A 13,002-nucleotide genomic window follows, 5' to 3' on the forward strand; every position below is an offset into this window, starting at 1 on the left:
TTTTTGTCTAATTTAACCTTTTATTTGGTTTTACCAAAGGTAGGTTTCTTGTTCTTACTGACAACTCAATAAAATATGGATGGTTCTTTCCCTTTACTTTTAAGATCACAGGCAGGTGCTTGTGATCTTTTCGTTTTTTAGCGGGCGTTATCCGTTGAGTAGAACGATTGCCATTACTGGGATGGTTGATGAGGTATTGATTTGGGTAAAATTGGTTTGGATATTGTTATTATCGATTATTTAATCCTAGGTTAGTTTAACAATAATTAAGAAGGGAGCAATTCTTAATCCGATGGTGTAAGAAGAATAAAGCTCATAAAAAAACATGCTAGAAGGAGTAATTAAATGGATCAAAATCAACCTATGAAATATGAATTCCTGTCACAGGATCCTAATGTTAAAACATTACCGATTATGCTATCGCTAATTATCGGTGCTTTTTTTGCAGTTTTAAACGAAACATTATTAAACATTGCATTAACGACATTAATGCATGAATTCCACATTACGTTGCCAACTGTACAGTGGATGGCAACTGGATTTATGCTTGTTATGGGGATCGTCATTCCGATTTCTGCCTTAATGTTACAGTGGTTTACAACGAGGCAATTGTTCATTGGTGTTATGGTTACGTTCACAATCGGAACAATTATTTGCGCAATTGCACCGAGCTTTCCTGTTTTATTAGTAGGTCGGTTAATCCAAGCAGTTGGAACAGGGCTATTAATGCCAATTATTTTTAATGTCTTTTTATTATTATATCCACCAGAAAATCGCGGCAAAATAATGGGGATTGTTGGTTTGATTTTTACGTTTGCACCTGCAATCGGACCGACTTTATCTGGTGTTATTGTTGAATATTTAGGCTGGCGCTATTTATTTATTATAGTGATTCCTTTCGCCTTATTTTCCATTGTTTTTGCTTCTAAATATTTGACGAATATTTCGGAGGTTACAAAACCGAAAATTGATGTTCTGTCTATTATCTTTTCAACGATTGGATTTGGGGCAATTATTTATGGGTTTAGTGCTGCTGGAGAAAAAGGTTTCCTTAATTCAACTGTATATGTGACGATTATCATCGGCATTATTGGTGTTGTATTTTTCTCTTTAAGACAGTTTAAGCTGAAAGAGCCTGTTATGAATTTACGGGTATTTAAATATCCAATGTACACGCACGCAGTATTTATGTTTGTAATTATAATTATGGCGATGTTTGCATCGGAAATCATTTTACCGATATTTATGCAAGGTCCATTAGCTTTAACTGCGGCAACAGCAGGTCTTGTTCTACTACCTGGGAGCTTACTAAATGGACTTATGTCTCCATTTATGGGGCAATTGTTCGATAAATTTGGCCCTCGTGTATTAATGATACCTGCAACACTAGTTTTAAGTGCTACAGTGTTTACGTTAAGTAGGTTAACAGCTGAAACGCCTATTTGGATTATCGTATTATGCTATATTTTATTAATGCTAAGTGTGTCTGCCATTATGATGCCAGCACAGACAAATGGTCTAAACCAACTGCCTAAGTCTTTATATCCGCATGGTACTGCGGTCATGACCACGTTGCAGCCTGTTGTAGGGGCGATAGGTGTTGCTGTGTTTATTAGTATTATGAACGCTAAACAAAATCACTTTTTAACAAAGGCGGCCAATCCAAGCGATCCAGCTACAATTAGTCAAGCGATGGTAGCGGGTGTAGAACTTGTTTATCTTATTGCTTTTGTCATAACGATATTAGCCATTATTTTGTCATTTACCGTTTACCGTGCGGTTCCAAAAGAAATGGTGGAACCAACATCAGACTCTAAATCTTAATCAATTTTCGGTTAGAAGTCCGCAAATCGAAGCTACTCATTAGTTTTTGTAAACTTTTGAGTAGCTTTTTTTATGAGCGGATTCTTAGAAATGAAAGAGCATTTCATAGAAAGGGGAAGGTTTTTGTGAAAATCTATAAGGTAGTATGAACATGCGAGAGGCTCAATTAGGTGCCTTCTTTAGGAATCTAGCTAGATTAATCTCCTTCGACCTGTAACACTTCATATTGAAACCCTCGATATACATAGTTTTGTTTTTGATACATTTCTCTAGCGGTATCTTCCCCATCTGCTACTAAAATAACGATTTTATGTTGAAATTTTTGCATGACATATTGTTGAAGTTGGGAACCTATTCCTTTACGTTGAAAGGCTTCTAGTACAAATAAGTTATCAATTTCAACTGTTGCTTCTTCCTCAATAAGTTCCATAGAACCAACTGGGATGCCGTCATAGTAGGCTAAGAGCTGATATTTGGAAGGATCATGAAAACGCCGTTTTAGAAATGCTTGTTTTTCTGTAGCGAAAGTTTCGCCATATTTTAAATCCTCTTCATACTGTAGCTTTAAAAAAGCTTGTAAATTGTTTTCTGTCACAAGCTGGACATCAACATGTCGATGGACGTTCGTTGCAAATTGGCTTGGCTCAATTGAATATAATTCAAGAAACCCAATGTCATAATTTTTTTCAGTTAAATACATATGAATATCGCTTGATAGCTTCTCATTAGCTGGAAAAATGAATTTTAAATGCTTCTGATTATGTTTCTGATGGAAAATCCGTAGCATCTGTTCCGTTTTCTTAAATGCTGTTAATGCAGGCATCGTTTTAAATAAAATAAAATTACTATCATACCGACTTAGCATTTCTGGATAATGAACATGCTGGCAATCTTCATCTTCAAAAATGATATGACCAATTTTTTCTATATGGTCAAAAGTAATGTTGTGCATTGTAAATCTCCTTAGTTTGTATTGATTAAATTGCTTTTAGAACAGGAAAAATTAAAACCCCGTTGCTGTAAGTGTGAATGCAATGGGGTTTTTTATCAAGGGAGATTATGGATGTTTTTATTTTAAATTTCATGTTGTTTTTCACAACATTATAAATTAATATAGTAATTGATAATGAAAATCATTATCAATTAAGTGTTAGATAGAGGTGAAATTTTGGATAAACAGGATGTTAGCAGAATAGGAATGGGCAAAATATATTATGTGATTATCCTACTTTTAATTGGTGCCATATTTATTTCTGCCGTTTATTCTGTATCAATTGGGCAAGTCAGTATCCCCTTCAAGCAAACAATGAGCATTCTATTGCATGCTATGTCCAATGGCAAATTTGGTTCGCTTGATAGTGTGGACAGTGAATCCTTTTTGAATATTATTTTACAGGTGAGGATGCCACGCGTGATTTTTGCCTTACTTATTGGCATAGGGCTTGCTTTATGTGGGACTGTTATGCAAGCAGTCGTACAAAATCCACTTGCTGATCCATACATACTTGGTATTTCATCAGGCGCATCATTAGGCGCAACATTTGCCATTTTAGTCGGGTTCGGAAGTAGTGCACTATTATCACAGTTTGGTGTAGCGTTCGGAGCATTTGCTGGCGCAATGATTACGTCAATGGCAGTGCTTATATTATCAAGTATTGGTGGGAAGGCAACGTCAATAAAACTCGTCTTATCAGGTGTTGTCATTGGAGCTTTGTGTAGCTCTTTCTCAAGCCTTATTATCTTTTTTGCAAATAATGCGGAAGGGATTAAGACAGTTACTTTTTGGTCAATGGGAAGTTTAGCCTCTGCAAGCTGGGATAAAACACCGATTTTAGCGATTGTAATTGTACTTGGAGCATTGTTGTTCCTTTTCCAATATCGAGTGCTCAATACAATGCTATTAGGTGATGAATCAGCTATAACGTTAGGTATCAATTTAAGCGTATATCGTAAATTTTATATGATTCTCACGTCGCTCATAACAGGCACAATGGTTGCCTATGCAGGCATGATAGGCTTCGTAGGATTAATTATTCCTCATATTACAAGAGGTCTATTTGGTGCAGATCATAAACGATTAATGCTAGGGACATTACTTTTAGGCGGACTTTTCATGATTTGGGCAGATGTTTTGTCGAGAACTTTAATACAAAATGTTGAATTACCTATTGGGATCATTACTTCTGTTATAGGATCACCATTATTTATCTATATGATTGTAAAAAAAGGTTACAACTTCGGAGGGTAGAAAAATGGAATTAGTTGCACAGGAAATGGAAGTTAGGATCGGCAAAAAGGAAATCGTTAAAAATATATCTATTCAAGTTAAAAAGCAACAATTTGTGGGCTTAATCGGACCAAACGGATGCGGAAAATCGACTTTATTAAAAAGTATATATAAAAGCCTTGTTCCACAGAAGGGAATGGTGTTTTTAGATAATCTAGATGTTTTAAAAAGCTCAGAAAAAAAGATTTCAAAACACTTAGGTGTAGTTGGTCAGTTCAATGAGATGCATTTTGATTTAACGGTTCAGCAAATGGTGTTGTTAGGCAGAACACCACATAAAAAAATGCTTGAGTCTGACACACAACAGGATTTTGATATTGTAGAGGAAGCGTTGGTACGTACGAACTTACTAGATTACAAAAATCGTAGTTTTTTATCATTGTCTGGTGGTGAAAAGCAACGTGTCATTTTAGCAAGAACAATTGCACAGCAGCCAAAATTTATGATTTTAGATGAACCAACAAACCATTTAGATATTCGTTATCAAATTGAAATTTTATCTTGTGTAAAGGGGTTAAACATTGGTGTACTAGCAGCGCTGCATGATTTAGAGATGGCAGCACAGTACTGCGATTATCTTTATGCAGTAAAGGATGGGGAAATTTATGCACATGGTACACCAGAAGAAGTACTTATACCAGATACAATTGAAGCTTTATATCAAATAAAATGCCAAACATTCATTAATCCTGTAACAAAGGGATTAGGATTTGCATATGGTCTTTAGGAGGATCTCAATGATGAAGAAACTATTAGTAGGCATCAGTTTAGTAGCGATATGTATATTAACAGCATGTGGTAACACAGCAAAAAATACAACGGAGGAATCAAAAGCAACAGAGCATTATCCGCTGACAGTTGCTAATTATTCCAAGGCAGAGGGTGGCTCTACTTGGGAAAAGAAAGATCAAGTATTTGATAAGGCACCTGAAAGAATAATGGCCAATACACGGCCAGCAGCAGAATTATTATTGCATTTAGGCTTAGGTGATAAAATCGTCGGTGTTGGTGCAAACTTTGGAGCGGTTGATAAAGCTGTAGAGAATGAGTATTCAAAGTTAAATATTTTAAGTAATGAGTACGTTGGAAAAGAAGTTACATTAGGTACGAATCCAGATTTAGTTTTTGGCAGAGGCGGTTTGTTTGATAATGCTGAATGGGGAGTAGGTACAGTTGATTCACTTAATGAATTAGGCGTGAAAACTTATGTATTAGAATCATCAGTGACAGGTGGTACGTATGATTCTATTTATAATGACATTAAAAATATCGGTGAAATCTTTAATGTTCAAGACAAAGCAGCGAGCTTTATAAAAGAGTTAAAAGATAGACAACAAGATATTTCTTCAAAATTAGCAAGCATTAAAGACGAAAAAACATTTGCTTATTTGCATACGAACGATCCAAAAGAGCTTTTTGTTTATCCCGCACATGATGAGACGTTTTTTAACGATGCATTTAAAATGGTGAAATTAGATAATATTTTTAAGGATGAGACAGGGGATGTTAGCATTGAAACGTTAATTGCTGCAGATCCAGATGTTTTAATTATTCCTAACTGGGATGGTTCAGATCTGACAAAAGTGAGGGAAGAGATTTATGCAAATCCGAAACTATCTAGTATGAAAGCCATTAAAAATAAGCAGATGTATATTGTTGATTACAATTATATGTTCGGATATGGTTACAACACGATAGATGGTATGGAAGCTTTAGCAAAAGAAATGTACCCTGATTTGTTTAAATAATGGAGATAGTTTTTTGAATGGGAAACGTTGATTGAGTGCCTGGCACTTAGCCATAATGTCGGCTCCTAAAAATCGGAAAAATCCACTACGCTTTCCGTGGGCACGATGTAAGCCGCAACCCTCGCTGACGCGCGGCCTGTTGCGTCTTACAACTCGTGCTGTGCCCGCAGGAGTCTACGTGGATTTTTCCTTAGAGCTTAAAAAAATGCAAGGAAATTGTTTGAGTGCCTGACACCAAAAGACAAAAAGGCATCACTTCAGTGAAGTGATGCCTTTTGCCATACGCAAGCAGTTAGAGAAGCTGATGTCTATGCAAAACGGTTAAATTTATATGGGGTGCGCAATCCCAGCAGATGGAGACAGGGTGTCGTTCATCAAGATAAATCAACTGTGTAGATATACTTTGAAATACCTGTTCATCCGTCGTATCGATTAAGTGTGGTGATGGATGTGGACATAAGGTAGTTTTAAAGAGAGCTTCCTTTAATGTCCACAGTTCATAAAATTTTTTTAATCGTAGCGGTTCCACAATTTCGTCAATGCCTGCTATTTCATTCTCTGTCATGGCATAGTGCATAACATCTTTCGTAACAGGCTTAATTTCCTCCACATCAATGCCAACATGACCATTTTTCGTTAAGGCCATGACAAGCCAATCTCCTGAATGGGAAAGATTAAAATCACCATTCCAATCATCATTTCCTACAGCATAAGGTCGACCATGTTCATTTCTTACAATTTGTACATCTTGTGTGGCAGTCAAATGCTGAATTGCCCATCTGGAAATAATGCTTCCTAATAAGGCTCGTAGTCGATCCTGCCACTGTTGATATTGCAAAATTTTAGTTTGCTCAACAGGAGGAAGTTTTGCATAATACTGTTCCCATTCAAATGTTGCTAATGGTGGTCCAATGGGGAGTGCAAATACTTGTACACCATTGAATTTTAGCATTATCGAACAGCTACTGGCTTAGGTTCAGGGAAATAACCTAATTCGATACCGTACATAATCATCTTGCGGATAAATGCTGAATTTGGTTCTGCACATGAAATATCCGTGCCCATTAAAAATTGCTGTGTTTTTTCACTATTAAATATAAATGGTGAATCACTTGCGCCATCACCTTCAAGCTGTGCTATTGCTAATGATAAATATTCTTGTAATTCTTTAGGGTGCTCCGAATGTAAAAGCCAATCTTCATATTCATTTGCTGCAACAATATCTAGCTCATAGCCCATATCTTTTATTGCATCTATCAAGTCAAGATAGGCTAAGGGTACAGGGTTACATAGGTGGAATATGTGCCCATTGGATTTTGGTTGACGTGCTAAAGCTATAAGTGCTTGGCTAGCATAATTGATTGGCGTAAAATCAACATGCCAATTTGCTGTCGGTGTTTTTCCTAAATGAAGCATCGATTTCATCATTCGGTAAAATGCATTATCATCTATATTGCGCTGGAATTTTCCTGTTTGGGAATGACATGTTAAATTGCCAACACGATAAATGGAAACAGGAATGTTATCGTTCACTGCATTTCTAACAAGATTTTCAGCCTCTAACTTGCTTTGGGTATAAACATTTGAAAGGGAAACATCGTAATCAAATTCACCAAGTGCTTGTTTTTCTCCCCATTGTGTTGCTGCAAGTTCCTCTGGAATACCAATCGTTGAAACATAGTGGAAATGGACACCTGCTTTTCTTTTAGCAAGCTCTAGTAAATATCTAGTCCCTTCCACATTGACATCATTAAAATGCGTGGCAGCCCCGAAATGTCTTACATCTGCTCCGCAATGGATAATAGCATCAATTTCTTCAGTCAGTGTAGCGTAATCTTTAGGTGATAAATCAAGTTTTTCTTTACTCAAATCGCCTTGGATAACAGTTACACGATTTTGCAGCAATGCCACAATGTCTTCATTGAAGTAAAATGCCATGCTATCTTTTAGTTTTTCATCAAGTGTAGTATGTGCGCTTTGTCTTATTAAGCAGTAAATATGAGTATTTGTATTATTTAAAAGCTCATATAAAATATGACTTCCTAAATAGCCAGTAGCGCCTGTCAACAGTACCGATTGCATGGCTAAAGGTGTTGATGTTTGAGCAATAGCAAGACGGCTTGGTTCCATCAAATCTTTACGTACAAAGTCTTCAAGCTGCTTTGGTGTATCATTCGTTTCTGGTTGATAGTTACAAATGTAATGATCTAGTTCTGCAATCGTTTGATATTGGAAAAAGTCTTGGATTTTTAAAAACGGAATATGCTTTTTCACTTGTACTAAAATTTCAAGTACTTTTAATGAATGTCCACCGATATGAAAGAAATTATCATGAATACCGACACGTTCAATACCAAGTACATGTTGCCAAGCAGCCGCTAGTAGTTCCTGTATTGGATTCTCAGGTGCATCATAATGACTTGGTAAAGGCGTTGTTACCTCGATAGCTGCTAATTGTTTTCGATCGATTTTGCCAGTAGGGGACAACGGCATTTCCTGCACTTCAATTAATCGTTCGGGCACCATATAGTCTGGTAAATGACCAGCTAAATACTGTCTAATGGCTGTTTGTTCTTCCTTACTACCGCCGATTAAAGTGTAGTAGGCAAACAAGCTATTATTTCCATCGCCCATTTTCTTGGCAAGTATAACAGCCTCTTGAATGCTTGGGTGATTACTTAATACCGTTTCAATTTCCCCTAGCTCGATTCGGAACCCTCTTACTTTAATTTGAGAATCTTTACGTCCAACAAATTCAATTACACCGCTCGGTAATAAACGAACTAAATCACCTGTTCGATACATTAATCTTCCAGGTTCATTTGATAATATATGTGGGACAAATGCTTCAGCAGTTTTTTCAGGTTGATTTAAATAGCCAGCAGCAAGACCAGCACCTGCTATGTAAAGTTCTCCTGCTTCATTGACAGGACAAAGCTGACCATCGTTATTGATAATATACATTTCGTAATTGGCAATAGGCTTACCAATTGGAATGCTTGATTGATTATCAATTACAGTATCTTTCACTTTATGGTAAGAGGACAGTACTGTACATTCTGTCGGTCCATATACATTAATAATTTCAGTTGTTGTGCCGAATTTTTCTTGCCACTTTTGTATAACGGCAGGCATAAGTGCTTCGCCCCCAACAGATAAATATTTAAGAGACGCTAATTTATCTCGGTGATCACTTGAAAGGTGCGTAGCTAGCTGCGTAAAGAATGCATTTGGAATTGTGGCGGTTGTCACTTTTTCACGCTCAATCATCTCCGCAAATGCTTCTATTGAAACACGTTCAATACTTGTGAGCATATGTAATCGTGCGCCAGAGAAAAAAGCAGTAAATGTTTCAGTGACAGATGGATCAAAACTATAGGAGATAAATTGTGAAAAGACATCATATTTAGTTGCTTGGTAGATTCTTTGATTATCAGTAATTAAGTTGATTACAGATTCATGCTTAAGCATTACGCCTTTTGGCTTGCCTGTCGAGCCTGATGTATAAATAATATAGGCTAAATCAGCAGGGCTGAGCTCGGTATGGATATTGTCTTTTGAAAATGTGATTTCCATTTGATTAAGTGTAAACACTTTACGAGATTGGGAATCGTTATGTAGTAAATCATTGAGTAATTGAGTATGTTCTTCTTTTATTAATATGAATGGTGCACCTGTATCGTTTAATAGGTAATGACAACGTTCTTTTGGATAGCTAGGATCAATCGGTACATATATACCGCCTGCTTTTAGAACACCAAGTAAACTGATAACAGTTTCCGGACTACGTTCCATGACGATTGCTACTTTGGCACCTTTTTGTAAACCATTGTTTTGCAACATATGAGCGATTTGATTAGATCGTTCATTAAGCTGACGATAGTTCATGGAACCACCATTAAATGATAATGCAATTCTATCAGCAAACTGTTCTACAGCTTGATAAAATACGTTAGGTATTGTTTGATCTTTCGCATAGAAGGCTTTTGTTTGATTTAAAGCTTGATATACTGCTTTATCTTCTGCTGTTAACAATTGCGTACAATGGGCTGGTAGCGGTTGTTGCTCATTATAGTTCGTTTGATAATCTGCTGTAAGTAAATTAAGTTCTCTATTCAATCATCACAACTCCTATTTTTGAAAGTAGAGGGACTGTGCCCAATTAGTGCAACTAGAAGTAAATATTATCGTGAGGAAACAATATGAATAAATACATCGCCGATGCCGTAGCATCGACGATAGGTAACGCTATAAGATTTTTCGTACATTATTTCACAATAAAGGTATTTACAACAGTTAATAATTCATCTGATAAATCTGTTAATACTTGTGCCTCTTCTGAAACTCTTTGTACTGTGTTGAGCTGTGTAGCAGATGTTTCGGCTACTGTACTTGTATTGTTTCGAGAATTTACTGAGAATTGTTCCATATCTTGAACAGCGGATGTAACTTCTTCCATCCCAGCTGCCATCTCTTCAATAGTTGCTGATAATTCTTGAATCTGACCCGTAACATGATGGATTGAAGTTAAAATTTGGCCAAATGATTTTTCGGAATCATTAATCATAATTAAGCCATTATCCACTTCTTCTACCGCATGTATCATGACATTTACTGATTCATTTGTATCATGTTGAATACGCGAGATTAACGTAGAAATTTCTCTTGCGGATGCCTCTGATTGTTCTGCTAGCTTGCGCACTTCGTCAGCGACTACAGCAAATCCACTACCAGCTTCACCTGCACGAGCAGCTTCTATTGCGGCATTTAATGCTAGTAGATTTGTTTGAGACGCAATACCTGTAATAATACCAACGATTTCTTGGATTTTATTTGAGTGTTCACCTAGCATTTTGACAGATGATGCCGATTGATTTACAGCTTTACTAATGGCATTCATTTGAGCGACAGATTTGTTTGTAGAATCATTACCTTTTTCAGCTTCCTCAGAAGCAAGAATAGAAGATTCAGATATTTGATTTGATGTCATGGCAATACGTTGAATGCCAATACTCATTTCCTCAATCGTAACTGAACTTTCTTTCGCCTTTTGCACTTGTAAATCTGCAACACTTGCTATTTCTTGCATTGATGAAGCTACACTATTGTAAGAATCCGTTGCTTCCTGCATATTGCTTGATAAAATTTGTGCAGTATTGGAAACACGTGAAGAAACATTTGTTGCGCTTTGAATAACTGTTCGTAAACTACCAATCATTACATTGAAATTATTTGTAAGCACACCAATTTCATCATTTGATTGAACAGGTAAAGCTTCTAGCTCCAAATTACCTTCAGCAACTTTTTTAGATTGCAAAGATAGCTGTTGAATAGGAGTTAGTTTCTTTTTTAATAGAGAGTAAACGACGATAGAAGACCCGATAAGGAATAATACAGTAATTAACAACACCCACATTGCTTCTGAAAGTGCTTTAGCCGTTACCATGGATACATCATAGTCGATGGCATAGGCAGCTAACATTGAACCGTCATCATCTAATATTGGCGTAAGCCCTGTTTTATAGCTTCCAAACTCATCTTTATAGATTTCTGTAGCCGTTGCCTCTTTTGTTTCAAAAACTTCCTTTATGCGTGCAAGAAAATCTGGTGAAAGACCCATGGCAATCATATCTTGGTTATATTCTGCACCAACTTCAAGAACACTTGAAGATAAAACAGGCGCATTAATATTTTCACCATCTACTGTAATAAGAAAGAGATTTGTAATAATATCTGATTTATCATTGATGGCATCCATTTCTTCAGTTAAACGAAGGACATCGTTATTATTAGCATTTGGTTGTTTCAATGCCGATTTCAATGCTTCTTGATCTATTGTTTTTGATAAAATCATGCCTTTATCATAGAGGGATTCATCCATATCTTTTAAGTTACTGTTTTTCACTATATAATAAGAAAATCCCATAGTAACTAGTCCAAATAGCAATAAAATACTAACCATGGTGAAAGTTAATTTTTTGCTTATGGACATTTGCTGCTTCTTACTTTTCTTCATACTCTTCCTCCTAAAATTGTAAAAAACATATTTCAAGTGAAAAAGGGACGGCCGATAATGTGAAAGCCAAATGTAATAGGAATAGTACAATGTTACAATTGACCGTCATGATAAAGTCATATATAGAAGTTCATTCCTATACTATTTATCATTATTTCATTGTTAGTAAAATAATCCATTCATCCCCTAACCATAAACAACTATACTGCCAAAAAATATGATTCACAACCCAAAAATCCTACTATTTCAACTGTGAAATTTAGGAGTGAGAATTAAAAATATAGTGTTTTTATATCACTAAAAAACGGAGTACAGGCATATTATTAATAGAAAAAACACTAATAATAGTACAATTTGTTTCTGGTGACCAACTTTTAAAATTCTTAATTGTTATTTTAGACAAATATTATGACAAATGTTTGCAAAAAGTTGTGTACACTTTATGTAAAATAATAAAAAGGCTTTCCAGCAGTTCAGTTATGAACAAGTGGAAAGCCTTTTTTTATTATCTCGGATTACCAAAGATGCCAGGTAAAATATTGGGCATACCTGGTAATAATGGAGGGAGTCCAGGGAGTCCAGGGAGTCCAGGTAATTGACCGCCTGGATATTGTCCACCAGGGTATGGCATAGGCGGGTACGGTTGCGGGTATGGACGTGGTGGATATGGCTGTGGTGGATATGGTTGTGGCGGGTATGGACGCGGTGGATATGGCTGTGGTGGATACGGTTGTGGCGGATAAGGTTGCGGATATGGTGGTGGATAAGGGGGCGGATATGAGCCACCGCCAGGAGGGAAACCTGTCCCTGCTGCTGTAATTTGGTTCACATCAACCGTTATTACTTGACCAGAATCTAACTGAATTTCGGCAGTTCTTCCGTCTTTACCAAATGTTCGAATCAATGTACCTGAATATGTGCCTGTAGGGAGAGTAACCCATATTTTCATTCCAGGACGGAACTGTTGATTAAAATCTTCTGGCGCTAATCTAGGATTAACCAATGAAACACACCTTTCTTCATTTTTCTTCTCTAACATATGTCCCGTATTATATTAATCATAGGCAAATGGCTCAGTATATAAATAAGGAAGCAATAATATTAAATTTCAAATTGTTATAAAAAAT

General features: G+C 36.3%; 9 protein-coding genes. 4 read left to right on the forward strand and 5 right to left on the reverse strand.

All coding sequences use genetic code 11. The features are described from left to right. Positions 1-363: 363 nt before the first annotated feature. Entirely contained in the window at positions 364-1,824 is a 1,461-nt protein-coding gene (locus tag JNUCC52_RS16115) for an MDR family MFS transporter (protein ID WP_370635743.1), read from the forward strand. 196 nt (positions 1,825-2,020) lie between these two features. Here JNUCC52_RS16115 and JNUCC52_RS16120 read toward each other — a convergent pair whose 3' ends face one another. Then, the gene (locus JNUCC52_RS16120; RefSeq protein ID WP_337980326.1) at positions 2,021-2,776 is read right to left on the reverse strand and encodes a GNAT family N-acetyltransferase; all 756 of its coding nucleotides are present in this window, start codon (positions 2,774-2,776) and stop codon (positions 2,021-2,023) included. A 246-nt stretch (positions 2,777-3,022) separates the two neighbouring features. Here JNUCC52_RS16120 and JNUCC52_RS16125 point away from each other — a divergent pair, with 246 nt between their 5' ends. From JNUCC52_RS16125 to JNUCC52_RS16135, 3 genes are read left to right on the forward strand one after another with little or no spacing between them, the layout of a single operon-like run. Then, on the forward strand, positions 3,023-4,072 hold the full coding sequence (locus tag JNUCC52_RS16125; protein WP_443136925.1) for a FecCD family ABC transporter permease: 1,050 nt from the start codon (positions 3,023-3,025) through the stop codon (positions 4,070-4,072). Positions 4,073-4,076: 4 nt separating this feature from the next. Then, positions 4,077-4,838: an ABC transporter ATP-binding protein gene (locus JNUCC52_RS16130; protein WP_337980328.1), complete on the forward strand. Its 762-nt coding sequence runs from the start codon at positions 4,077-4,079 to the stop codon at positions 4,836-4,838. A 10-nt stretch (positions 4,839-4,848) separates the two neighbouring features. Further along, positions 4,849-5,859, forward strand: a complete 1,011-nt coding sequence (locus JNUCC52_RS16135) for an ABC transporter substrate-binding protein (protein WP_173478883.1) — start codon at positions 4,849-4,851, stop codon at positions 5,857-5,859. 292 nt (positions 5,860-6,151) lie between these two features. Here JNUCC52_RS16135 and JNUCC52_RS16140 read toward each other — a convergent pair whose 3' ends face one another. The 4 genes from JNUCC52_RS16140 to JNUCC52_RS16155 form a co-directional block, all read right to left on the reverse strand. Next, entirely contained in the window at positions 6,152-6,811 is a 660-nt protein-coding gene (locus tag JNUCC52_RS16140; RefSeq protein ID WP_337980329.1) for a 4'-phosphopantetheinyl transferase family protein, read from the reverse strand. Next, positions 6,811-9,978: a non-ribosomal peptide synthetase family protein gene (locus JNUCC52_RS16145; RefSeq protein ID WP_337980330.1), complete on the reverse strand. Its 3,168-nt coding sequence runs from the start codon at positions 9,976-9,978 to the stop codon at positions 6,811-6,813. The genes JNUCC52_RS16140 and JNUCC52_RS16145 overlap by 1 nt, the downstream gene beginning before the upstream one ends. A 148-nt stretch (positions 9,979-10,126) precedes the next feature. After that, the gene (locus JNUCC52_RS16150; RefSeq protein WP_173478880.1) at positions 10,127-11,875 is read right to left on the reverse strand and encodes a methyl-accepting chemotaxis protein; all 1,749 of its coding nucleotides are present in this window, start codon (positions 11,873-11,875) and stop codon (positions 10,127-10,129) included. A gap of 505 nt (positions 11,876-12,380) precedes the next feature. Next, positions 12,381-12,878, reverse strand: a complete 498-nt coding sequence (locus JNUCC52_RS16155) for a hypothetical protein (RefSeq protein WP_337980331.1) — start codon at positions 12,876-12,878, stop codon at positions 12,381-12,383. Between the last annotated feature and the right edge of the window lie 124 nt (positions 12,879-13,002).

The sequence above is a fragment of the Lysinibacillus sp. JNUCC-52 genome, assembly GCF_015999545.1.
Classification (GTDB): Bacteria; Bacillota; Bacilli; order Bacillales_A; family Planococcaceae; genus Lysinibacillus.

Bases quoted from the DNA above. Each gene is read 5' to 3' on its own strand.
- JNUCC52_RS16115 (WP_370635743.1), top strand. From the start codon at position 364: ATGAAATATGAATTCCTGTCACAGGATCCTAATGTTAAAACATTACCG.
- JNUCC52_RS16130 (WP_337980328.1), top strand. From the start codon at position 4,077: ATGGAATTAGTTGCACAGGAAATGGAAGTTAGGATCGGCAAAAAGGAA.
- JNUCC52_RS16150 (WP_173478880.1), bottom strand. From the start codon at position 11,875: ATGAAGAAAAGTAAGAAGCAGCAAATGTCCATAAGCAAAAAATTAACT.
- JNUCC52_RS16120 (WP_337980326.1), bottom strand. From the start codon at position 2,776: ATGCACAACATTACTTTTGACCATATAGAAAAAATTGGTCATATCATT.
- JNUCC52_RS16135 (WP_173478883.1), top strand. From the start codon at position 4,849: ATGATGAAGAAACTATTAGTAGGCATCAGTTTAGTAGCGATATGTATA.
- JNUCC52_RS16140 (WP_337980329.1), bottom strand. From the start codon at position 6,811: ATGCTAAAATTCAATGGTGTACAAGTATTTGCACTCCCCATTGGACCA.
- JNUCC52_RS16125 (WP_443136925.1), top strand. From the start codon at position 3,023: ATGGGCAAAATATATTATGTGATTATCCTACTTTTAATTGGTGCCATA.